Origin of the sequence: Anaerococcus porci (assembly GCF_009696575.1) — a bacterium.
In the GTDB taxonomy this organism is placed as follows: Bacteria; Bacillota; Clostridia; order Tissierellales; family Peptoniphilaceae; genus Anaerococcus; species Anaerococcus porci.
The window spans coordinates 1-24,252 of sequence record NZ_VULQ01000006.1 but is presented as its reverse complement, the minus strand read 5'-3'; the positions used below and the strand labels follow the sequence as shown (position 1 = coordinate 24,252).

The 24,252-nt window shown below is 33.0% G+C and carries 20 protein-coding genes; 4 read left to right on the top strand and 16 right to left on the bottom strand.

The features are described from left to right. Positions 1-216 precede the first annotated feature (216 nt). The 13 genes from xdhC to dpaL all read right to left on the bottom strand — a co-directional run bounded on the left by xdhC (position 217) and on the right by dpaL (position 18,287). On the bottom strand, positions 217-816 hold the full coding sequence (gene xdhC / locus FYJ26_RS05805) for a xanthine dehydrogenase subunit XdhC (RefSeq protein WP_154540574.1): 600 nt from the start codon (positions 814-816) through the stop codon (positions 217-219). Next, positions 809-1,690: a xanthine dehydrogenase subunit XdhB gene (gene xdhB, locus FYJ26_RS05800; protein WP_154540572.1), complete on the bottom strand. Its 882-nt coding sequence runs from the start codon at positions 1,688-1,690 to the stop codon at positions 809-811. Before xdhB ends, xdhC begins: the two co-directional genes overlap by 8 nt. Further along, positions 1,683-4,022 carry a xanthine dehydrogenase subunit XdhA gene (xdhA, locus tag FYJ26_RS05795; RefSeq protein ID WP_154540570.1) on the bottom strand — a complete coding sequence of 780 codons (2,340 nt, stop codon included), beginning with the start codon at positions 4,020-4,022 and terminating at the stop codon, positions 1,683-1,685. The genes xdhB and xdhA overlap by 8 nt, the downstream gene beginning before the upstream one ends. 129 nt (positions 4,023-4,151) lie before the next feature. Beyond that, positions 4,152-5,555: a uracil-xanthine permease family protein gene (locus tag FYJ26_RS05790; RefSeq protein ID WP_154540568.1), complete on the bottom strand. Its 1,404-nt coding sequence runs from the start codon at positions 5,553-5,555 to the stop codon at positions 4,152-4,154. 91 nt (positions 5,556-5,646) lie between these two features. Further along, positions 5,647-7,020, bottom strand: a complete 1,374-nt coding sequence (locus tag FYJ26_RS05785) for a uracil-xanthine permease family protein (RefSeq protein WP_154540566.1) — start codon at positions 7,018-7,020, stop codon at positions 5,647-5,649. 426 nt (positions 7,021-7,446) lie between these two features. After that, a complete protein-coding gene (locus tag FYJ26_RS05780) occupies positions 7,447-7,953 on the bottom strand; it encodes a hypothetical protein (RefSeq protein ID WP_154540564.1) in 507 nt (168 codons plus the stop codon). 6 nt (positions 7,954-7,959) lie between these two features. Next, positions 7,960-8,682: a hypothetical protein gene (locus FYJ26_RS05775; RefSeq protein WP_154540562.1), complete on the bottom strand. Its 723-nt coding sequence runs from the start codon at positions 8,680-8,682 to the stop codon at positions 7,960-7,962. A 108-nt stretch (positions 8,683-8,790) separates the two neighbouring features. After that, positions 8,791-10,113: a putative aminohydrolase SsnA gene (gene ssnA, locus FYJ26_RS05770; RefSeq protein ID WP_154540560.1), complete on the bottom strand. Its 1,323-nt coding sequence runs from the start codon at positions 10,111-10,113 to the stop codon at positions 8,791-8,793. Positions 10,114-10,125: 12 nt separating this feature from the next. Beyond that, the gene (gene ygfK, locus FYJ26_RS05765; protein WP_154540558.1) at positions 10,126-13,167 is read right to left on the bottom strand and encodes a putative selenate reductase subunit YgfK; all 3,042 of its coding nucleotides are present in this window, start codon (positions 13,165-13,167) and stop codon (positions 10,126-10,128) included. Positions 13,168-13,445: 278 nt separating this feature from the next. After that, positions 13,446-14,378 carry a carbamate kinase gene (arcC, locus tag FYJ26_RS05760; protein WP_154540556.1) on the bottom strand — a complete coding sequence of 311 codons (933 nt, stop codon included), beginning with the start codon at positions 14,376-14,378 and terminating at the stop codon, positions 13,446-13,448. A gap of 91 nt (positions 14,379-14,469) precedes the next feature. Beyond that, entirely contained in the window at positions 14,470-15,789 is a 1,320-nt protein-coding gene (locus FYJ26_RS05755) for a YgeY family selenium metabolism-linked hydrolase (RefSeq protein WP_154540553.1), read from the bottom strand. A gap of 31 nt (positions 15,790-15,820) precedes the next feature. Next, the gene (gene ygeW, locus FYJ26_RS05750; RefSeq protein WP_154540551.1) at positions 15,821-17,032 is read right to left on the bottom strand and encodes a knotted carbamoyltransferase YgeW; all 1,212 of its coding nucleotides are present in this window, start codon (positions 17,030-17,032) and stop codon (positions 15,821-15,823) included. A 10-nt stretch (positions 17,033-17,042) separates the two neighbouring features. Beyond that, on the bottom strand, positions 17,043-18,287 hold the full coding sequence (gene dpaL / locus FYJ26_RS05745) for a diaminopropionate ammonia-lyase (RefSeq protein ID WP_154540549.1): 1,245 nt from the start codon (positions 18,285-18,287) through the stop codon (positions 17,043-17,045). A gap of 187 nt (positions 18,288-18,474) precedes the next feature. Between dpaL and selD the strand changes: the two genes are divergently transcribed. Genes selD through FYJ26_RS05725 form a run of 4 tightly spaced genes read left to right on the top strand, consistent with a single transcriptional unit; the run spans position 18,475 to position 21,470 of the window. Then, positions 18,475-19,494 (top strand): selenide, water dikinase SelD, encoded by a 1,020-nt coding sequence (gene selD / locus FYJ26_RS05740; RefSeq protein ID WP_154540547.1) that lies wholly within the window; start codon positions 18,475-18,477, stop codon positions 19,492-19,494. Between the two features lie 11 nt (positions 19,495-19,505). Then, a complete protein-coding gene (gene yedF, locus FYJ26_RS05735; protein WP_154540545.1) occupies positions 19,506-20,090 on the top strand; it encodes a sulfurtransferase-like selenium metabolism protein YedF in 585 nt (194 codons plus the stop codon). Next, positions 20,090-20,353, top strand: a complete 264-nt coding sequence (locus FYJ26_RS05730; RefSeq protein ID WP_154540543.1) for a DUF3343 domain-containing protein — start codon at positions 20,090-20,092, stop codon at positions 20,351-20,353. Before yedF ends, FYJ26_RS05730 begins: the two co-directional genes overlap by 1 nt. Beyond that, entirely contained in the window at positions 20,340-21,470 is a 1,131-nt protein-coding gene (locus FYJ26_RS05725) for an aminotransferase class V-fold PLP-dependent enzyme (protein ID WP_154540541.1), read from the top strand. The genes FYJ26_RS05730 and FYJ26_RS05725 overlap by 14 nt, the downstream gene beginning before the upstream one ends. Before the next feature lie 57 nt (positions 21,471-21,527). Here FYJ26_RS05725 and FYJ26_RS05720 read toward each other — a convergent pair whose 3' ends face one another. From FYJ26_RS05720 to modA, 3 genes are read right to left on the bottom strand one after another with little or no spacing between them, the layout of a single operon-like run. Beyond that, on the bottom strand, positions 21,528-22,571 hold the full coding sequence (locus FYJ26_RS05720) for a sulfate/molybdate ABC transporter ATP-binding protein (protein ID WP_154540539.1): 1,044 nt from the start codon (positions 22,569-22,571) through the stop codon (positions 21,528-21,530). Further along, entirely contained in the window at positions 22,564-23,244 is a 681-nt protein-coding gene (modB, locus tag FYJ26_RS05715) for a molybdate ABC transporter permease subunit (RefSeq protein WP_154540537.1), read from the bottom strand. Before modB ends, FYJ26_RS05720 begins: the two co-directional genes overlap by 8 nt. Position 23,245: 1 nt before the next feature. Continuing rightward, the gene (modA, locus tag FYJ26_RS05710) at positions 23,246-24,094 is read right to left on the bottom strand and encodes a molybdate ABC transporter substrate-binding protein (RefSeq protein WP_154540535.1); all 849 of its coding nucleotides are present in this window, start codon (positions 24,092-24,094) and stop codon (positions 23,246-23,248) included. Positions 24,095-24,252: the final 158 nt, after the last annotated feature.

Here is a 24,252-nt window from a genome sequence, read left to right as displayed (position 1 = left end):
CATCTTATTTATTTGTTTATAAGTGACTATTACAAAATAAGGGTTTTCTCTTTTTTATCATTTAAAACTTCTCCTATATAATTAAAGTCAGTTTAACGACTTCCAAAGATATATCTAACTGGTAATAAATCTTAACTTATCATTTAGAATTAGACATTTGATAAATCTTAAAATAATATTTTAAGGATTAATTTATTTTGCAATAGCCTCTTAAATTTACATATAGTCTTTTTTATTTTCTTGGCTAATCCTATTTACTACATGTTCTTCTTCAAGTTCAAATCCATTTTCTATATTATTGGCCTTTTGAACTGCTATAAGTATATTTTCATAACCTGTACATCTACACATATGATTTGCAAGTTCTTTTCTAAGCTCATCTATTGTGTAATATTTTCCCCTAGCTATAATTTCTGTTGCGGAAACTATAAAACCAGGTGTACAAAATCCACATTGGACTGCAGCTTCATCTACAAAGGCTTGTTGGATTATTGAAAGTGAACCATCACTTGCAGTTAGTCCTTCTGTTGTCCATATATCTTTTCCCTCAGCCCATATAGCAAGGTAAATACATGAGTTAAAACTTTCTCCATCTATTAATACTGCACAAGCTCCACATTCTCCAACTTCACATCCCTTTTTAACCGAAGTTAGACCAAAATCATTTCTTAGAAAGTCTGTAAGAGATGCTCTGACATCAGTCATTTTTGTAACTTTTATCCCATTTATCCAACAGCTTACTATCTTGTATTGAGGTTCATAGTGAAGTATATCTTCTTTTCTTGGGGCAAAAGGTCCAAATTCTTTACTATGCATAGACTGCCTCCTCATGTTCTTTTCTTATCTCTTTTAGACATCTTACTGTTATTTCATATAAAACTTGCTTTCTTAAAGCCTTTGTTGCTCTCCATGAATCTCTTGGTGAAAGTTCATCAAGGCACTTTTTGGCAAATACATTTATATTGTTATCTGTAAGTTTTAGACCTTTTAGACTCTCTTCTGCTTTTGGAGCTCTTACTGGGGTTGAACTTGCAACTCCGTAAGCTACTCTAACATCTTTTACAAAGCCATCTTCAAATTTCACATTGCATGAACAAGATGAAGTTGCTATATCCATAGCATTTCTCATTGCATATTTAAAGTAGTGTCCAAAATATCCTTCATAGGACTCTTTTTTTATTTTTACTGCAGTCATTACTTCAGTATCTTTTAGGTCAACTGTAGAAAAACCTACATAAAAATCTCTAACTGGAAGCTCTCTTATACCATCAACTCCCTTTAACTCAATTATGCAATCATAAGCAAATACTGTAGGTGCAGAGTCTGCTGATGGGGCACCATTACAAATATTTCCGCCAATTGTAGCTATATTTCTAAGTTGTGGTCCACCTGCTGTATCTACTGCCTCTCCTAGGGTCTTACAATATTTCTTTACTAAAGGATCAGCTGTTATATGGCTAAAACTTGTAAGAGCACCTATTCTTAAAGTTCCGTCATCTTCCATACTTACTCCCTTAAGTTCATCTATAAGTTGGAGAGAAATAAGCTCAAGTCCCGCCATTTTTCCTTCTCTTATCTTAACTAAAACATCAGATCCACCAGCTATGAAGCTTGCATCTGGGTGTTCTTGTTTTAGTTTTATGGCCTCATCTACTGTATATGCTTCATAAATATTTTTTATATCATACATTTTCTACACTCCAAGCCTTATTTTCATATTTCATCTCTTTTTCATAGTCATTTTCTATAAGTCCAGCCTCTTTAAATAATGGGAATAAGACATGTGGTGTCATAGGACATTGGTTTACTCTCACTCCTGTTGCATTTAAGATTGCATTTCTAATAGCTGGAGCTGGAGAACATGTTGGTGGTTCTCCTAGTGACTTAGTATTATATGGTGAAGTTGGTTCGGGATTCTCAATAAAGTAAACTTCAAAATTCGGATGATCCATTGTTGTTGAAAGTTTGTAATCAAGTAGGTTATTATTTAAGATTTTTCCCTTATCATTGTATTTTAACTCTTCTGATAAGGCAAATCCTACTGCCATGCTCATACCACCATGAGCTTGGGCTTCAGCAAGCCTTGGATTTATAAGTTTTCCGCAATCATGAACATTTACAAGCCTTAAGATTTTAACCTTACCTAGAGCAATATCTACTTCTACCTCTGCAAATGATGCACCAAAAGAGAAGGCGTTATTTCTAATAGTATAGGTTGATTCAGCTGATATATGATCACTATCCTTATTATCATAAAGAGCTATTGTAGCAAGTTCTCCTAAGCTCATTAACTGTCTGTTATCTGTTTTTCTAATTATCATGCCATCTACTAAGTCAAGGTTTTTTGGAGCAAATTCTAATTCTTTCCTTGCCCTGTCTATTATTTTTTCCTTAAATATCTTGGCAGTATTTGTTATTGAAAAACTTGCCATATAGGTTTGCCTTGATGCATAAGCACCTAATCCAAATGGTGTTACATCAGTATCTTGAGTTGATACTATATGTATATCATCTAAAGGAACTCCTATAGAGTCTGCTGCCATTTGTGAGAAAGCTGTGTCTCCACCTTGGCCAATTTCTGTTTCACCAAGTTGAACTTGAACTGATCCATCTTGATTTAGTACCATCCTACATGAAGATGTTTCAACTGATATTGGATAAACTCCTGTATTATACCAGAAGCATCCTAATCCTACTCCTCTTCTTATATTTCCACTTTGGTTTTTATACTCTTCTCTTTTCTTGTCATAGTCTATTGCACGTCTTCCAACTGCAATAGCTTCCCTAAATGAATCATAGTAGTTTTCATTTCTTGAAAATCCATCCTTAAAGCCCTTAGGCATAATATTTTGTATTCTAAGTTCTATTGGATCTAAGCCAAGTTTTAAGGCTACATCATCTAGATGAGATTCAAAAGCAAACATGGTTTGAGGTATACCATAACCTCTCATAGCTCCTGCTGTAGGAAGATTTGTATATACTGTATAGCCATCTGCCTCGATATTATCACATGGATATAGTTGGTGGAAGCAATTTGTCCCTTTTGCTGCTATAGAATGGCCATGGGATGCATACCCACCATTATTTGCATATAATTCTAGCTTTCTAGCTACAAAAGTTCCATCTGATCTAACATAAGATATAATATGGATTTTTTCGGAGTGTCGTGTTCTTGATGATACAAAAGTTTCTTCTCTTGTTGAGTCAAGTTTTACAGGATGCCCACCAACTTGTGTTGTAAGATAAGCTGCTAATGGCTCATATAAAGCATCTTGTTTGTTACCAAATCCACCTCCAATATATGGTTTAACTATTCTTATTTTCCCCAAAGAAATACCTAGAGCTTGTCCGCAAACACGCCTTACTATATGAGGAATTTGAGTTGAAGCTACTACAACAATCTTTCCTTGTTCCTCATAAGCATAAGCTATGTGATTTTCTATGTGAGAGTGTTGGACAATTGGTGTTTCATACCAAGTATCAATCTTTATAAGTCCCTTTTCTTTTATAGCCTCTTCATAATTTCCAAAACGATTTTTTGTATGTCCTATAATATTGTTAGGAGTCTGTTCATGAATTGGTATAGAATTTGAATTCATAGACTCTATAGGGTCAAAAACCGCTTCATATTCTTCATATTCAACTTCAATTAGTTTTAAAGCTTGTAAGGCTTGAACTTCATTTTCAGCTATAACAACTGCTATATCATCTCCATAATATCTTACATGCTCATTTAATAGTCTTCTATCTGCTATATCTTGATGGTTTTCATCTACTGACCAAGGATGACCTGCTGTTGGGAAAGAATGTTTTGGCACATCAAAACATGTGATTATTTTAATTATTCCCTCAAGCTTTTCAGCCTTGCTTGTGTCAATTGAGATAACCTTTCCATGAGCTATAGTCGAATGTAATATTTTTGCTGTATAGGAGCCGTTTCTGATAAAGTCTTCTGTATACTTTGCTCTGCCAGTTACCTTATCATAAGCATCTACTCTATTAACGCTTTTACCTACGTACATTTTAACCTCCTAAATGATTAAAAAGTCTTTTTATGTAATGCAATATTCCTGTATATTGTATATAATATATTACCACAAAACGCCTAACATTTACAAGGCTTTTGTAGTAAAAACGAATCTTTCTGTTTCTTATTTTTCTATCTCTATTAAGTCTTTTTCAAAGATGGAATCATCTTTTGGTCTATCTTCTTCTTTTTCAGGAATAATTAAATTCATCAAAACAGAAGATATAGTTGCAAGTACTACTGGTGATGAGCCTATTGCTATAGTTAAGGCTTCTGGCATAAAATTAACTCCAGAATTTTGGGCACTTGCTACAACTGATGTAAATCCTACGCCCAAAGCAACAGATACACCAACTATGGATGTATTTCTTCCTGTTAAAGGTTGGCTTGTTATCATTCTTATTCCATTCATAGTAATTGCTGCAAATACAGAAAGAGTAGCTCCTCCCAAAACTGGATATGGAATAGTTGTAAGTATAGATGATAGTTTTGGCACAAGACCTGAAATAAGAATTATAAGAGACGCTATGGTAAATACTTTCTTATTTACTACCTTATTTATTGAAACTATTCCTGCATTTTGTGAAAATGTAGCTGTTGGTAAGCATCCTAAAAATGCACCTATTACATTGGCTACACCATATCCTATAATTCCTCCCCTTAATTCTTTTTGTGTTGGGACCCTATCCATACCACCTACTGTTGTTGAGGTCATATCCCCAATTCCTTCAATTGCTGTAACTATAAAAATTATGCTTATAGAAACTATAGCTGATGGTTCAAAAGAAATACCAAAATGTAGTGGTTCAACTACTGATATCCATCCAGCATCTCTTACTGGGCTAAAGTCTACCATCCCAAAAAACATTGATATAATATAGCCTATAATCATTGCAAAAAGTACATTTGCAAGTTTAAACATTCCCTTGCCAAAATGGGTAAACCCTAATGATAAAATTAAAGTTATCCCTCCTACAAGCCAGTTTTGCCAAGCTCCCCAACCAGCCATATCTACTGATCCTGCTCCTCCCATATAATTCATAGCTACAGGATATAAGGATAGCCCTATTACTAGGACAACTGTTCCTGAAACAAGAGGTGGAAAAAGTGGCAAAATATACTTAAGCCCTAATCCAAATAATATAGAAAATATCCCTCCTATAAGTTGAGCTCCTAAAATAATTGCAACAACTTCCATTGGTCCTCTTGCTCCAAATTGTCCAGCAAGGGCAATCATCGTTGGAACATAGGCAAAGCTTACACCGAAAATCATAGGAAGTCTTGATCCAATAATTTTTATCGGATAAATCATAAGTAGTGATGTGAGAGCTGAACCTATAAGAGCAATTTGTATAAGTATAATTGTATTCTCAGGCGATAATCCTGTAGCTGCTGCAAGCATGATTGGAGGTGTAATACAACCTGCAATCATAGCTACAACGTGTTGAAATGCAAGAGGAAGTGCCTCTTTAAAAGTTACTTTTCCATCAAAATTGAATAATCCCTTAAATTTACTTTTTTCTGTCATTTTATTTCCTTTGTATTTTTATATAAAAAACAATCTTATTTAAAAAATAAAGTTAATACCCTAAGATATTAACTTTATAACTAATTATGCACTAATCATCCATTGCATTTCTTTCAGCTTCTTCTTCTGCCAATGTTTTTTTAGGTAAAACTATATTTAAAACAAATACTACAAGAGTAGCTAAAACTACCGGACTTGATGTAAATACCATTTTAAACCATTCAGGAAATTGTGCTAAGGCTTGATCTCCTAATTGAACTATTCCCATACCTAAAGCTATACCAAGTCCAACTATTGTAAGGTTTCTTGAACTCATTTCATCACTCATTATAAGTTTCATGCCACTCATTGTAATTTGAGCAAATACTGTTATTGTAGCTCCACCTATAACCGCTTGAGGAACAGATAGCATAACAGCCCCAAATTTTGGCATAAAGCCTGATACAAGAATTAATGCTGCTGTAATAGCAAATACCTTCCTTGCTACTACCTTTGTTAATGAAACTATACCAACGTTTTGGCTATAAGTTGCTGTAGGGAGTCCACCTATAAATGAGCCTATAACTGATGCAAGACCATTAGCTTTTATTCCACCTTCAAGCTCATCACCTGTTGGAACTCTTCCAAGTCCTCCAGCTGTGGTTGAAGATAAATCACCTACTGCTTGAATTGAGTTTACCACAAACATTACTGACATTGTAATAACAGCATCTACTGGAAATTCTAGTTTAAATGGCATTAACCTAGGTAGGGTAAACCATGCAGCTTGACCTACATTTTGAAAATTAACTATGCCAAAAAATACAGAAGCAATATATCCTACTGCTATACCTATAAGTATTGCTGCAAGCTTTATTAAACCCTTTCCAAACATATTACAAATTAAAGTTACTGCAAGTGTCAAAAAAGCAACTCCCCAATAAACCAAGTCTCCTTGATTAGGATTTCCATTTCCTCCTGCCATATAATTTAGGGCAACCGAGTAAAGGGATAGTCCTATTGTAAGTACTACTGTTCCTGAAACCATTGGTGGAAAGTATTTATAGATTCTTTTAATATTCATACCAACTATAAAGGCAACTACACCACCTACAAGTTGGGCTCCATACACTGCTCCAATTCCATATTTTATTCCAATTGATGTAAGTACAGGTATGTAGGCAAATGATACTCCCATTATTACTGGAAGCTTTGCTCCAACTTTAATTACTGGATATAGTTGTAAAAATGTTGCTATTGCTGCAATAAACATTCCTGCTTGAATTAGATAAACCGCATCAGTTGCACTTATGGCATGAGGCGTATTTGCAAGCTGACCTGTTAAAACAATAGCTGGTAGAGTATTTCCTACTATCATAGCCAAAAGATGTTGAAGTGCTATTGGAAACGCTCTTTTGATGTCTGGGTTTCCATCAATGTCAAAAAGTGACTTTGATACTCCCGCTTTTTCGTTAACGTCTGTCATATTTTTCTCCTTATTTTGTAGTTTTTAGTAACTGATATACTTTTTTTCTAGCTTTTTTATTAGTAAATTTTTATCACTATAAAGTGTTTTTTTCTTATATATGATTTTTCCATTTACAATTGTCTTATTTACTAGAAACTTAAAACCTCCACTTCATATTATATACTTTAATATCCAAATCAGCTCTAAAAAGTTTGATTTTTTTGAAATCAATCATATACAAATGATAATGCTTTCTTATCTTCATTACCAATATATTTTCAATATCATTTCCAACATATATTGATATCTTTAAAAGTCTAGTTCTTGTAAGCACAAGTCTTACAAATTCTTAAATATTTTTTATTAGAAATTAAATATTTTTAACTATTTTGTTAAAAAATAAATTATTTTTGTGTCAATAAGTATAGTATTTAAAGGATACTATTATTTTATTCGTTGAACTTCTTTACCAAAGAAAAACTCGTCAAGAGAATTCTTGTGATTATAGATAGACACATGTTTAGCTTTGCCACCATTGTTTATTACAAATACATGAAATTTTTTTCCTTTATAGCTTGTATAAAAGTGACTTATCAAATTTTCATGGGTGATAATATTTGATTTTACAAAAGGTGTATTTAAGATTATCTTATCTTTTTTAATTAAAAGTTCATAGCGATTGTAATAAAAGGCAACGAGTGTAAATACTACAAAACTTATAATAAAGAAGGCTATCAAAAATAAACCACTTTTCAGATTTGGAAGATATCCAGATTCTATTAAATAGAAAGTAATTAGAGCGTGTATAATACTCCATGCCCACATGAATCTAGCTTCAAATAATCTTGTCAAAGTACCACCAATTTTTCTTTTAGCAAATACCTTGGTCAAAAATAATGATCCAAAAAAAGCACACAGAATGCCAATAACTATACATACTAAAGTTTTCATATACACCTACCAATTATTGATACAATACATAGCCGCTAATCTGTTCTGCCTAACTAACGCTTTAGATAATCGTTCATACTCTTTTAGCAAGCCTTTCTCTGCAGCCTTTCCATAAGGATCATCATTCCAAGAACCCATCGCACCAAATACATCAGACTCTGAAGCAGCCAATAAAATATGCATATATTGTCTAGGAAAATCATTTCTATTCAAAGTATTTTTAGCATTGCTGAAAATTTTAGCAAAATTTTCAGCTCCTATGTCTGATGCAAATTTAGATATCTCATCTAATATACTGTCAAATTTGTATATATCAAAAGTAGTGCCATCTTCGTAAATCTTGGGATTATCTATTTTCTCTTCAACATAGCTTATGTCCCATTTTCTTATGTTTTCATCGAAATGCCATGTAGGTCTATATTCAATGATTTTGCCATTCAATAAATGCAATATAATTTTGATATCATTCGTATTTGAAAACCCTAGTAAACCTGGATCTTGAACATCTGGATTTATATATACCTTTACATCTTTATAGTTAAATTTTTGAATATGACGCACCCAATCCTTAAAAGACTTAAGCTGCTTAGTTTTTCCAAATATCCACTTTACTTCAAAACTAATACTATTTACATAATATTCTGGTGTATACTCTACCATTTCGTGATATTTCAATATTCTTTTCGTAGCAGCTGTCATCTTCATTATTTGAGATACTTGACCATTCACTTTCTCTCCTTAATATATTCCTCACAATAATATTAAATGTGTCCAAGATTTATATCTAATATTTATTATAAACTTACCTAGCTTAAAAAAAGCTAGATAAGTTTGTTTTTATAATTTAGACCAAATTTTTTCTGCTCTTTGTCTTGAATCAGCATGGATTTTTGCTTGGTCTACTTTTGTTATTATCTTATCTCTCATTACAAATTCACCATTTATAATGGTATCATTTACAAGTCTTCCTGTTAGACCAAATAGGCTATGTCCTCCCCAGTTGTTTTCATTAAGTGGGGTGTATGGATCATATTTAAAGCTTATAAGATCTGCATATGCTCCCTTTTTAATTCTTCCTACTTCGTGATTTAGAAAATGTGAAACTATTTCAGGGTTGTTCTTAAATTGCATATCCAAGGTTTCAGCAAATCCTTTTGTTGGATCTTGAGTATTGTGAGCTTGGATAATATTTGCAACCTTCATTGATTCAAACATATCATTTGTATAAGCATCTGTTCCAAGACCAACTTTTAGTCCTTTTTCTATAAAGCGGTTTACTGGTGGTACTCCAACAGCGTTGTTCATATTGCTTTCTGGATTAAAGATTACTGGAGTATTGTGTTCTTTTAGAATATCCATCTCACGTCCATTTATATGAACACAGTGAATAGCTAAGGTATTTTCTGTAATTATTCCAAAGTCTTCAAGTCTCTCAACTATTCTTTTACCATATTTTCTTTGGCAATCCCATTGGTCTTCTATGCCTTCAGCTATATGAACATGATAGCCGTCATAGACCCCATCCATGGCCTTAACTGCCTTTTCTAAACTTTCATCTGATAGGGTAAATGATGCATGAAGTCCAAAAAGACCCCTTAGCATATCATCATCTTCTTTTTGGCAATGTTTAATCCAATCAATATTTTCTTTTATTTCTTTATCTCTTATCTCTTTTCCATCCCTATCTGATAGCTCATAGCAAAGATTGGTTCTAATACCAACTTCTTTTGCAGCCTCTCCTAGGGTAAAGAGTGAGTTTTCAACAGAATTCGGACCTGAGTGATGATCTATTACTGTTGTTACACCATTCGCTATTGATTCCATATATGTTGTAAGAGCATTGAGCCTTACATCTTCTGTTGTAAGTTGCCTATCAAGAGCCCACCATTGGTTTTCTAATACGTTAAAGAAGTTATCTGTTGGCTTTGAAACTCCCATACCCCTAGCATAAGCAGAATAGATATGTGAGTGAGCACATATCATTCCTGGCATAAGAAGTTTACCTTCAAAGTCTATTACTTCTTCGTCTTCGTATTTATTTACGATATCACTTGAGTTTCCAACATCTTCTATTAGCTTATCTTTTATATAAACAGCTCCATTTTCATAAAATGAATTGTTTTCATCATTTGTTATTATAAGGCAATTTTTAATTATCATAATATCTCCTTATTATGCATTTATCGCTTCAGTTGGCTTTATATAGTAGTTGTAATCTTTTTCTATAGTTCTAACTAGTTTAAGAACTTTTTTTGATAAATCTTTTTCTAGATCTTTACTTTCTATTACTTTTCCATTTTCAAGTCTTACTAGGTAGTCATTTTCTCCTAGCTTTAAGAAACCTGTGTTAGTTGAATCTTCAAAGTCTTCACGAGTCCAAAATACTGTTAGTTTATCCTTATATGGACGACCTGAATGAGGACAATAGAAAGCACAGTTTCCGCATTCATTACACATGCCATCAAGATGGATAATTTGGTTAAGATTATCAAATCCCTCAACATTGATAGCTACATTTGCTCTATTTGGACAAACTTCAGTACATATTTCACAGATTTGATCACATTTTAAACATCTAAGACCTTCACTTTTATCATCTAAGGCTGGTGTAAGTTTTCCTCTCTTAGAAAAGATATTTTCCTTATCTTCTTTTTCTTCATATCTTACAAAGTCATTTGGAAGATTTTCTTTATCTAATATATCAAGGCAAACTGCTTTTGCTTCTCCCATAGCCTTAACTATAGTGCTAGCTCCAGCTCTACAGTCTCCTATAACATAAACATTGTCTATGTTTGTCTCATAAGTATCTGTAGTTTTTACATTACCCCAGTCATCAAGATTTATTTTATTTTCCTTAAAGGCTGTAGTATCTACTCTTGCTCCTGTAGCGCCTATTACTGTATCGAATTCTAGCTCAAGTTTTTCACCTGTTGTGTGTATTGACCTTCTTCCTGAATCATCAAATTCACCTAGTTGCATCTTGTCACACTTTAGAACTTTTCCATCATAAGCATATGGTGCTACAAGTTCATATATCTTATGACCTTCTTCTTTTACGTCATTTACCTCTTCTTGAGTTGCTGGCATATAAGCTTCTGTCCTTCTATAAACTAGAGCTACTTCTTCAACTCCATCAAGTCTTGCTGCAGTTCTTGTACAATCCATTGCAACATCTCCTGCACCAACTACTGCAACCTTTTTACCTACATTTGCACTACCTTTCATTCTTACATCCCATAAGAAGTCTAGAGCATCAAGAATATTCTCACTACCTTCTTTTACTGGAGATCTTCCCTTTTCCCAAGCTCCTGTGGCAGCAATTATATAGTCATAGTCTTTCTTTAGCTCTTCATATGATTCTGTAACTTCCGAATCAAAGATAAAATTTACACCTTGCTTTACTGCTATTTGGTAGTCTTTATCTATATCTTTATCTGAAATTCTAAACTCTGGAATAATATGGCTTACTATACCATAAGCTTTAGAAAGTTTTTCACGTACATCTACCTTGATTCCATTACGTCTTAAATATGATGCCACTGCAATTCCACCAGGACCTGCTCCAATTACCAAAACTTTCTTATCAGATTTTATTTCTGATTTTTCTATTTTTTCAAGATAAGCTTCTTGAGCATTTTCTGCTGCAATAAGTTTCATATTCCTTATTTGAAGGCTCTTTTCATAGTCAACTCTTGTACAGTGTTCTTGACAGTAGTGAGCACAAAGCTTACCAAGAATTGTTGGTGCTGTATTATCATTTGCTATAACTTCTATAGCCTTATCAAAATTTCCTTCTGCAACAAGTTTTAGATATTCTGGTATTTGTTGTTCTATAGGACAACCTCCATCCTTACAAGGTGCCTTGTAGCAGTCAGTAAGAGGAAGAACTGAGTCAGTTTTTCTTGAATGAACTTTTTCCCTATATAATTTGTTATTTTCCCAAGAAGCTATAGTATCATCTCTAAGTTTTACAATTTTTTCTACATCTACATCTCTTAATTCATCTTGTAAAAGATCTTCGGTTTCTTCTGCAAGTTGGTTAAACCTTAAATATCCACCTGGCTTAAGAATTGTTGTAGCAACTGTTATAGGTTGACCTAAAGCTTCGAATATATCTTTTATATTTCTAGCATCAGCTCCACCTGAGTATGACATTGGAAGTTTTCCATCAAACTTTTCTGAAAGCATAGCTGCCATAGAAAGAGTTAATGGTAGGAGAGATCTTCCTGACATATACATCTCTTCTGATGGAAGTTCTCCTCTCTTTGTATCAACTGGGAAGGTATTTGTGAGCTTTACACCAAAGGCTAGGTCTTTTTCTTTTGCAAGTTTCAATAATCTTTCAATCATTACAACTGCATCTTCATATTGAAGGTCATTTTTAAAGTGGTAATCTGTAAAAGATATATAATCAAATCCCATATCGTCCAAGGTTTTTCTAGCATAGTCATAACCTAACATTGTTGGATTACATTTGATAAAGGTTGACATATGCTTTTCTTCTATTAAGTAAGATGCTATTTTTTCAATTTCTTCTGCAGGACAACCATGTAATGTTGATAGGGTAATAGAATCACATACAATAGGATCAATGCTTTCGAGGTCTTTTTCGTTAAACTTTTCAAATTTTGAAATATTATCTAGAAGGTATGACTTGCATTCTTTGAATATATCAGTATTTTCTGCATTTTTAAGGCTTTCGATATATGTATCAACTTTCTCAGATTTTATACCTTCTAGATCATAACCTACTGACATATTGTAGGCAAAGTCTTTTTTATCAGAAATATCAAGCTCTTTTGCTATAGCAATAATTGCAAAGTATGCCTTAATATATTCATTAAAAGCTTCTTTTACAGTAAGCTCTGTTGACCATTCACAGTTATAGCACTCATCTTCTGAGTTTATACAAGGTTTTGCTACTGCTTTTTGTATATCTTCTCCATCAAGTTTTTGAACTGTCTTAAGTTCTATAAACCTTGCTCCTGTAAGATAGGAAACTAGGATATTTTGGGCAAGTTGAGACTGTGGACCTGCTGCAGGACCAACAGCTGATGATATCTCATCACCAAAAACCGTCTTAAGTTTTGTACCTTTTTTATTTATATAAAATTTTTCTTTTTTAATTCCAAATATAGAACCCTCATTATTATATTCTTTTAAAGACCACTCAATTAGGTCTTTAAAGGGAATTGGTCTCATAAATTCGCTCATTTTTTACTCCTTTAATTAAATTTATTTTTTGATCAGGTTCGGATACTAATAATGAGTATCGTTTTCATGTTATATAATTTTGTTAAACTTTTCGATAAGGGTAGGAGTTCTTCCCTCTCTTTTTCACGTTTTTAAATTATATAATATTTAGTTTTATCTATAGCTAAAAATCTTTCCATCAAAGGTGCGACTTTCCTCCTTATAAAAGTGAAAATAGTCTAAATCTTTATTGACCTATTGATTTTAAGCTATAGAAAAAATTTAGTTTTTAATTATTATTACTCTATCCAAGTACCAGTCTTACCACTCATTGCATCTAAGGCCTTTTCAAGTGAAGTAATTACTGCCTTTCTACCAGACTTTCCTTTTACAAATTGCATAGCTGCCTCAACCTTTGGTAGCATAGAACCTGGTGCAAATTGTCCTTGTTCAATATATTTATTGCAATCATCAATTGTCATCTTATCTAGCCACTTTTCATCTTCTTTTCCGAAGTTTATAGCTACTTTTTCAACTGCTGTAAGTATTAGTAGGACATCTGCCTCCATTAAATCTGCAAGTAGGGCACATGAAAAATCTTTATCTATAACAGCATCTACTCCCTTATATTTTAGACCATCTTTTATAAGTGGAATACCACCGCCTCCGCAAGCTATTATTACATTTCTTGCATCATAAAGTGATTTTAGGGAATCTTTTTCTACAATATCTTTTGGGAAAGGACTTGCTACAACTCTTCTATATCCTCTTCCTGAATCTTCTTTAAATTGATAGCCTGTTTTTTTAGCTATCTCTTCTGCTTCTTCTTTTGTGTAAAAAGAGCCGATTGGTTTGGTTGGATTTTTGAAAGCTTCATCATTTTCATCAACTATAACTTGAGTTATAACTGTAACTACTGGAACTTCCCTTCCTCTTTCCTTAAATTCATAGTGAATAGCATTTTGTAGGTGATAACCAATGTATCCTTGACTCATTGCCCCACATTCTGGAAATGGCATGAGAGGAATCTTATCTGTATTTTTATGTCCTTCTTCCATAGCAAGGTTTATCATTCCAACTTGTGGACCATTACCATGACCTACTATAATTTTATTTCCATTCATAACTAGGTCTACTAAATGTTCAGAAGTCTTTTTTACTGCCTCTTTTTGTTCTTCAACATTTGAACCTAGGGCATTACCTCCTAGGGCAATTACTATTTTATATGACATATTCTTCTCCTTAAAAAAATTATATCAAGGGAAGCTTGTGAAACTATTAGCTTTTAAGTTTGTTAGCTATCCCTTGATACATTAGTTTTTCTTATTTAATATATTCTAATGGAAGTACTGCATATGTTGCGGCACATGTTACTAAATCTTGTTTGAATGTAACTTCGTTTGGTGCATGAGCTTGGTCTTCTGCTCCTGGACCAAATCCAATTGTTGGGATATTGTGTCTACCCATTATAGCAACACCATTTGTTGAGAAAGTCCATTTATCTGTTAATGGAAGGTCCGCTCTCTTGGCTTGTTCTTTTTCTACATTTGGAGCAATTCTCTTATCTCCATAAAGTCCCTTGTAAGCTCTTTCTAAGGCTTGTGTTACTTCATGATCTTCTGGAATTACCCATGTTGGGAAATAACATTCTTGTTTTTTGCTTACTCCTGTCCATGATTCTCTTTCATAATCATACATAGTAACTTTTGCACCAAATTTTTTAGCTGATGGTAGATCTTCTATTTCTTTTATACAAGATTGCCATGTTTCTCCAGCTGTCATTCTTCTATCAAGTGAAATTGCACATGAGTCTGCAACTGCACATCTTGATGGTGATGTAAAGAAGATTTGGCTTGTTGTAACTGTTCCACGTCCTAAGAAGTTTGCTTCTTTATATTCAGGATTGTATTTTTCATCAAGCATCTTTACAAGACCTTTTATTTCTACTGAATCATCTGCTGGGTTTTCGTTAAGTTGTTCTATTTCATTAAGGATTTTTGCCATCTTATAGATTGCGTTATCTCCTCTTTCTGGAGCTGAACCGTGGCATGATACTCCTTCAACTTCTACACGAATTTCCATTCTTCCTCTTTGTCCTCTGTAGATTCCACCATCTGTTGGTTCAGTTGATACTACAAAGTCAGGTTTTATTCCTTCTTCTTCTATCATATATAACCAGCAGTTACCATCACAGTCTTCTTCTTGAACTGTTCCTGTAACCAATACTCTAAATTCATCATTTAAAAATCCTAGGTCTTTCATGATTTTTGCACCATATACAGCAGATACTATTCCACCTAATTGGTCAGAACCACCACGTCCTCCTATAAGATTTTCATCTTCGAATCCTTCATATGGGTCAAAGTCCCAGTTATCTCTATTTCCTATACCAACTGTGTCAATATGTCCATCAAAGGCAATTTGTTTTTTACCTGTACCCATTTCACCAAGTACATTTCCTTGTCCATCAATCCAAGCCTTATCAAATCCAAGTTTTTCCATCTCTTCTTTGATTCTTTTAGCTTTTGGACCTTCTTCACATGATTCACCATGTTTTAAGATTAAATCTCTTAAAAAGGCATTCATATCTTCTGAATATTTTTGAGCTGTTTCTTTAACTAAATCATAATTTATATTTGTCATTTATTCTATAATCTCCTTCTATTATCCTAGCTTATTTATTTTCTTCTTTATCTAATAATCTTTCCTTATTAGCTTCTAATAGTTTTTTGATTGTGGCTTGTGGATCTTTTACTTTTTGTAAGAAAATCATAGCTGCAATTATATATGGTTTGTAGCTTGCTTCTTTGTAAAGTGGATCTCTATATCTATCAAATACAGATTCATCAACTTCTCCATCTTCACAAGAAAGTCCTGTTATATCTGCTGGTAGACAATGCATATATAAAGCTTTTCCATCTTTTGTAAGCTTCATCATCTCTTCTGTAGCAGCCCAATCCATGTGTTCTTTGTTTTGTTCTAGAAGTCTTTTTTCAAGTTCATCTATTCCTTTTTGATCACCCTTACCATAAAGTTCTGTTCTTTCTTCCATAGCAGCAAATGGAGCCCAAGATTTAGGATAAACTATATCAGCATCCTTAAATGCTTCCTCCATTGAGTTTGTTTTTGTGAAAGAACCACCATATTTCTTAGCATTTTCTTTTGCTATTTCCTCAACTTCTGGCATTATTTCATATCCTTCTGGGTGAGCTAGTACAACATCCATTCCAAATCTTGTAAATAGTCCTGAGATTCCTTGAGGAACTGAAAGTGGTTTACCATATGATGGTGAATAAGCCCATGTCATAGCTACTTTTTTACCTTTAAGGTTTTCTACTCCACCAAATTCGTGGATTACATGTAAAAGGTCAGCCATTGATTGAGTTGGATGGTCAATATCACATTGAAGATTAACAAGGTGTGGTCTTTGTTCAAGTATACCGTGATCATATCCTTCTTGTACATATTCAGCAAAGTCTTTCATGTATTTGTAGCCTTTTCCGATATACATATCATCTCTTATACCAACAACATCAGCCATAAATGAAATCATGTTTGCTGTTTCTTTTACTGTTTCGCCGTGAGCTTGTTGTGATTTTCCTTCATCTAAATCTTGAACTTCAAGTCCTAGAAGGTTTGCTGCTGATGAGAAAGAGAATCTTGTTCTAGTTGAGTTATCTCTGAAAAGTGAGATTGCAAGACCAGAATCAAAAATCTTAGGAGAGATATTTTTTTCTCTCATTGCTCTTAAAGTATCTGCTACTGTAAAGATTGCTTCAAGCTCATCTTGTGACTTATCCCATGTATGAAAAAAATCATCTTGATAAAGGTTTTTAAAGTCTAAATTGTCTAATTTTTCTAATAGTTTGTTTATATCTTGTGTCATTTTTAATCTCCTATCTTATTATTTTTTTATATTCATATTCTTCATCGTTAGTATAGTATCCATCCCAACAAACTTGTCTATAATGCTTAAAGTCTGTATCACCTTCTGTTGATATAAAAAGTATTACGGAATTTTCGTCTAGTTTCAAATCTTTTTTCATATCTTTTAAGTCTTCTCTTTGAAGAATTTCACTTACAGCTCCGAGTGTTGCCGCTCCTGACTCTCCAGATATTACTCTTTCGTCATTTCCAAGTGGGTTTCCTAATATTCTCATACCCCTTGCCGCAGATGAATCTGGAACTGAAAGGAAAGCATCTACGTATGATTTTAAGATAGGATAACCAACTGTTACAGGTTCACCACAAGCAAGTCCTGCCATAATGGTGTCCATCTCACCTTCAACATTATGAATTTTTCCATCATTAATCTTTGCTGTTAAATAATTGCAGTTAGCTTTTTCTGGTTCTATAAGTCCTATAAAAGGCTTCTCATCTGCCTTATATTCATCTGAGAAAAATCCAGTAACTCCTGTAGCAAAAGAACCTACTCCTGCTTGAAGAAATATATGGGTTGGCTTACTATTTACTTCTTGTAGTTGGTCATAAGCTTCTTTTGCAAGAGTTGAATAACCTTGAATAATCCAAGTTGGTATTTCTTCATATCCTTCCCATGCTGTGTCTTGGACCATAATATATCCCTTTTCATCAGCATATTTACTTGCAAGCCTTACACAAGCGTCATAGTTAAGTCCATCCATTATGTCACATTTTGCGCCAGTCTTCCTTATATTGTCACGTCTTTCAAGTGCTGAACCATCAGGCATTAATACTACACAATTTTGTTCAAGTTGTTGACAAGTCCAAGCTACACCCCTACCATGATTGCCGTCTGTAGCTGTTATAAAGGTGAGCTTACCTAATTTCTTTTTAATATCATCTGATACCAATTTCTCATAAGGCAAGTCATCTATATCCATATCTAATTTTTGAGCTATGTATTTGGCCATTGCATAAGATCCTCCCAATACTTTGAAGGCATTTAAGCCAAATCTAAATGACTCATCTTTCACAAAAATATCCTTAACACCAAAAAGATCAGCTAAATTGCTAAGCCTTCTAAGAGGTGTTACTGAATATTGAGGAAAGCTAGCATGAAATTTTTGAGCCTTTGAAGATTCTTCTTCATTAATGAAACTTAAATCAGCTAATTCGTTTTTGTTTGGCTGATTTAAAACAATGTTAAAACTTTCTTTCAACTTTTTCTCCTTTCTAGAACTTATTCTAGTATTATAGTAACATATCACATATCGAAAAGCAAGGCTTAAAAAAATGTTTTCTAAAAAATTTTTTTATTTTCTTCTGTTTGTTTTTTCATTGAATTTGATACTATTTTAAGTATAATTAAAATAATTGTTAATTTTGCAACATTTAGAAAGGATAATTATGACAAATATTAAACTAGAAGTTTGTGGAGGATGTAACGCCAAAATTCCCCAAGAAAGTCTTGAAACCACCCTTTCTTCAATTAATAATTATAAAAGAGATGATATCCTAGTAGGTTTTGATACCATGGATGATGCTGCAGTTATAAAAATAGACGAGGAAAATGGAGTGGTTTCTACTATGGATTTTTTCCCACCTATGGTAGAAGATGCTTTTAGCTTTGGTCAGATAGCTTGTGCAAACGCTTTAAGTGATATATATGCTATGGGAGCCGAGCCAATTGCAGGCTTAAATATTGTACTTTTTCCAGAAGATTATAATCTTGAAATCCTAAGAGAGATTTTAAGAGGAGGTGCAGATAAGATGATTGAGGCTAAAGCAAGCCTTGTCGGAGGGCACTCAATCCATGATCCCAAAATCAAGTATGGACTATCTATTACAGGAAGAGTAGATATTAAAAAACTTTGGAGAAATAATACCGTTAAAAAGAATGATGTTTTAATTCTTACCAAGCCTTTAGGGGTTACCCTTGTTACCAATGCCTATTCTGTGGGTATATTAGGAAAGGACGAACTTAATAAGGCTATAGCTTCAATGACTTATTTAAATAAGTATGCTAAGGAAATTTTTGAAAAATATAGGATATCTGCTGCAACTGATGTTACAGGGTTTGGATTTTTGGGTCACTTAGGAGAGATGCTTTCTGATAAGTTTACCGCCATAATAGATTCATCAAAAATTCCAATACTTGATGGAGCCTATAAGGCAGCTAGTGAATTTATATTTACAAAGGGTGGACAAAGAAATAGGATGTATTTTGAGGATAGAGTTGAGTTTTTAAAAGATGATTTTGCTCTTGAAGAAATTCTCTTTGATCCTCAAACTTCAGGTGGACTTTTGGTAAGTATCAATGAAGATGATGCCAAGTATGCCATAAAAGAGCTTAGAGATTTTGGTATTGATGCAAATATTATTGGAAAAATTTATAATAAATATGATAAGAGCGTGTTTATAGAATAAAGGAGAAAGAAATGAAAGAAATAGATGCAAGAGGAATAGAATGTCCAATGCCAGTAATAATGGCAAAAAGAGTTATAAAAAGTGGTGAAGAAAGCTTTAAAGTTTTAGTTAATGAAGATATAGCTGTAGAAAATCTTAAGAAACTTGCCAGACAAACTGGTTTTGAAGCAGAACTAAAAGAACTTGAAAATGAAGATGTCGAGCTTACTTTCAATAAGTTAGATGAATTCAAAGATGAAAAACTAAGTAAAGATAGTCTATCTTCTTCCTATGTTGTAGTCTTTGATTCTGATAGGATAGGTGATGGAGATGAAGAATTTTCTAAGTCACTTCTTGAAAGTTTTTTAGTATCTCTTACTGAAGAAGATGTTCTTCCAGACTATGTAATCTGCTATAATAAAGGAGTTTTCCTATCTACTCAAAGAGAAAATACAATTGAAGATTTCAAAAAACTCGAAGAAAACGGAGTTGAGATTATCTCATGCGGCCTATGTCTTGACCACTACGGACTTAAGGAAGACTTAAAAGTTGGCAGGATTTCAAATATGTATGAAATCTGCTCCTTAATGAGAACCCACCACACTGTAAGACCATAATGGATTATATAATTTATACATTTGATTCTTCCAATATAGCCTACCTTGCCCTTGACTTAATAGAGAAAAATTCTGTAAGGGCAAGACTTGTCCCACTCTTAGCTGAAATTGATGCAGGATGTGGTCTTTGCCTTAGGTTTGAAGAAAAAGATAGAGAAAAAGTAGAAAATATAATTGAAAAGTCTAGTCTTTTATATAAGGAAAGATATAGACTTATTTATAAAGATAGAAAGCCTGAGGTTTTAAACTATGATTTATCTTGATAATGCTGCAACAACTATAGATAAGGACGAGTCTGTTGCAAAAGCAGTCTATAATGCAATTTATTCGAGAAATTTTGCAAATCCTTCAAGGGGTGCCTACATTCAAAGCTTAAATTCTTTGAAGCTTTTAATGGAAACAAGAAAGAATGTAGGAAGGCTTTTTGGTATGGATAATCCACTAAATGTAGTTTTAACTAGTAATGTAACTTTTGGTCTTAACTTTGTTATAAAGTCACTTTTTTCAAAATATGACCATATTATAACAAGCATTTCAGAACATAACTCTGTCCTAAGACCCCTATATGACCTAGAAGAAGATGGAATTTCCATATCCTATATAGGGCTTGACAATTTTAGCCTGAGACTTTCTGAAATAGAAAATAATATAAGAGATAATAGCAAAGCACTTATATTAACTGGAGCATCAAATATATCTGGTATGGTCACAGATATAGACAAAGCTTATGATATTTGTAAGAAAAATAATTTGATTTTAATCATAGATGGAGCTCAGCTTGCTGGATATGTTGACTTTGACATAAGTAAATATGATAATACTATATTTTTATTTACAGGCCATAAGGGACTTCACGCTCCCCAAGGAACTGGGGGTTTTGTTGTAAATGGGGATTTTGACTTTAAACAAGTCTTTTCAGGCGGGTCTGGTTTTAATTCTTTTTCAAAAAAACAACCCCAATCCCTTCCAGACCTTTTTGAGCCTGGTACAGAAAATGTTCATTCTTTTGCAGGATTAAACCAAGCTGTTAAGCTCTCCCTTAAAAATCCCCACTATAGAGAGCTTGATGAGCTTACAAGATATCTTTCTGATGGACTAAGAAATATAGATAATCTTATCTTTTACAAGGACTTTAGCAAAAAATCTGTTCCTATTATATCCTTTAATATAAAAAATTTGTCTGCAAATTATGTAGCTATGAAGCTATGGGATGACTACTCTATATGTACAAGGGCAGGAAGTCACTGTGCCCCACTTTTTCATAAAAATTATAAAACTGAAAAACAAGGCATAGTAAGGTTGAGTCTTTCATATTACAATACAAAAGACGAAATAAAAAAAGCCTTAAGCGCAATTGAAAAAATCAAAAAAAATAGCTAGAAAACAAACTTACTCCACTATTGTTTTAAAAGCAATTTGTAGGATAGTTTATCTATTCTAGCTATTTTTTTCTTTAAGAAACATTATGTCTTCTTTTCTTATAGAAAAATATAAGTTTTTTTCATTTTTTAATTTTTTCCAATCTTCTTTTTCTAAAAAAGCCGATAATATTCCCTTTCCAGATTTCTTCCTAAGAATAAGACACATATTAAAAGTCTGTTCAATTTCCTTTAAAAGCTCTAATTCGAAAGAATTTTCTCCTAATTTCTCGCTTGAAACTTTTATATTATGAGCTCTTATACCGATAAAGTCACGATTTTTGACATCTTCAATAGACAAGTCCAAGTCCCAATCTATAGCATAAATACCTTTTTCTGATTTTTTAATCTTTGAAAAATTTTTACAACCTGAAAGCTCTGCTGCAGCCATAGTTTTTGGATTGTGGAAAAGTTCTTTAGTTTCTTTCTTATCTTCACTTTTTCCCTTATCCATTATGACTATTTCATCACACATCCTATATATCTCATCCCTATCATGAGATACAAATAGGGTTGGTATCTTATACTCTTCTATTATATTTTTTATATCAAGTTCTATTGACCACTTCAAATAACCGTCTATGGCAGAATAAGGCTCATCCAATAGAAGAATTTCAGGCTCATTTACAAGAATTCTTGCAAGTGCTGCCCTTTGCTTTTCCCCTCCTGAAATCTCATCAGGAATCTTATCTTTGATATGGTATATGTGAAGTTCATCAAGCTTTTTATATATTATTTCTTGATAATTTTCCTTTTTTTCCCTAAAACCACATTTTATATTTTCATAGACTGTCATATTAGGAAATAGAGAATAATCTTGAAATAAATAGGCAACCTTCCTATCTTTAGTGGGAATATTTATCTTTTTATCAGAGTCAAATAAAACCCTATTATTTAAGATAATCTTTCCCTTATCAGGTTTTACAATCCCTGCTATAGCTTTTAGGCTAAGACTTTTTCCAGATCCAGATGCTCCTAGGATTCCCAAAACTCCTTTTTCACTTTCAAAGCTTATATCTAGTTTAAAATTTCCAAAATCTTTTCTAATATCTAATTTAAGCATGGGACATTTCCTTTTTTTCAGGTGTCTTATCTTCTAAGAAATTTATGGCAACTAATACTACAAATGATATCAATACATTTATTAAAACCCACTTATAGGCTAGTTCATCTTGTCCTATTCTCCAATATTGGTAAACCGAGGTTGAAATTGTAGCCGTCTTTCCTGGAGTATAACCTGAAACCATCGAAGTTGCACCATATTCTCCCAAAGCTCTAGCAAAGGATAAGACAAGTCCTGCCATAACTCCCTTCTTACAATTTGGAAGAATAACTTTCCAAAATATCCAAGTATTAGACTTTCCCAAGGTTTGAGCAGCAAAGGATAAGTTTTCATTGTAGGCTTCAAAAGCTCCTCTTGTTGTTCTATACATAAGGGGAAATGTTACTATAACTGTTGCAAAAATTGCTGAATACCAATTCATGATAAGAGGTAGGTTAAAATAATCTACAGCAATAGAGCCTAAGCTTGAATTAGGTCCTAAAATTTTAATTAGAAAAAAACCTACAACAGTAGGAGGCAAGACCAAGGGGAGGGTTAGTATTACATCAATTACCCCCTTTACTTTTGCAGGTAATTTCCTTATATAGTAAGCTGCAAAAATACCTAGAAAGAATATAATTACCGAAGATATTAAGGCTATTCTAACAGAGTTATATAAAGGAAATAAATCCATTTTATTTTCCTAATGGTTTAAAACCATATTTCTTGAAGATTTCAGATGCTTTTTCTGATTGTAAGAATTTAATATATTTCTTAGCCAATTCTTTATTTTGAGAATCTTTAAGAACTGCTGCAGGATATATTACCTTATTTTCAAGCATTGAATCATCTGCTACTGCTACTACATCAAGGTCGGCTATAATCGCATCTGTTTTATAAACTATTCCACAATCTACAGTTTTTTCACTTACCCATGTTGTAACTTCTCTTACATTTGAACCGAAAGTAATTTTGTCTTGGATTTCATCCCAGATTCCTAGTTTCTTTAGGATTTCTTCAGAATATTGTCCAACCGGTACATCAGAATTACCTAAGGCAATTTTATCTACCTTATCCGATGAAAGGTCTTTGAAATCTGTGATTTTTTTATCACTTCCCTTAGCTATTGCAAGAGTTACCTCATTTTCTAATAAATCTATTCTTGTATCATTTTCAAGTTTATTTTCCTCTTCAAGCCCATTCATTTGTTTTTGAGCTGCCGATATGAATACATCTGCCTTGGCCCCAGAATCAATTTGGGTTTTAAGTGTTCCTGAAGAATCGAAGTTAAATGTTAATTCACTACCAGGATTTTCTTTTTGGAATTCTGACTTTAATTCATCTAATACATCAGTCATTGATGCAGCTGCAAATATTGTCAAATTGCCAGTTTTTTTAGCTTCATTACTATTTTTATTTGATTCTGCCTTAGAAGCAGCAGCCTTGTTTGATTCTTTATTATTACTTTCATTATTTTGACAGCCTACTACTGTAAGGCATAAAGCTAATCCTAGTATTAACTTTCCTATATTTTTTAATTTCATAACTTTCTCCTTATATAATATAATTAGGTTGTAAAGGTAACCTATAACCCTTTAATTACTTAATATTATTCAGTTTAGCTGTATAATATTTGTATTAGATAGAGGCACTCGTTTTCTCCTTGAGATTTTATCTCGTAAAAAAGAGTGAGTCCTCTTAT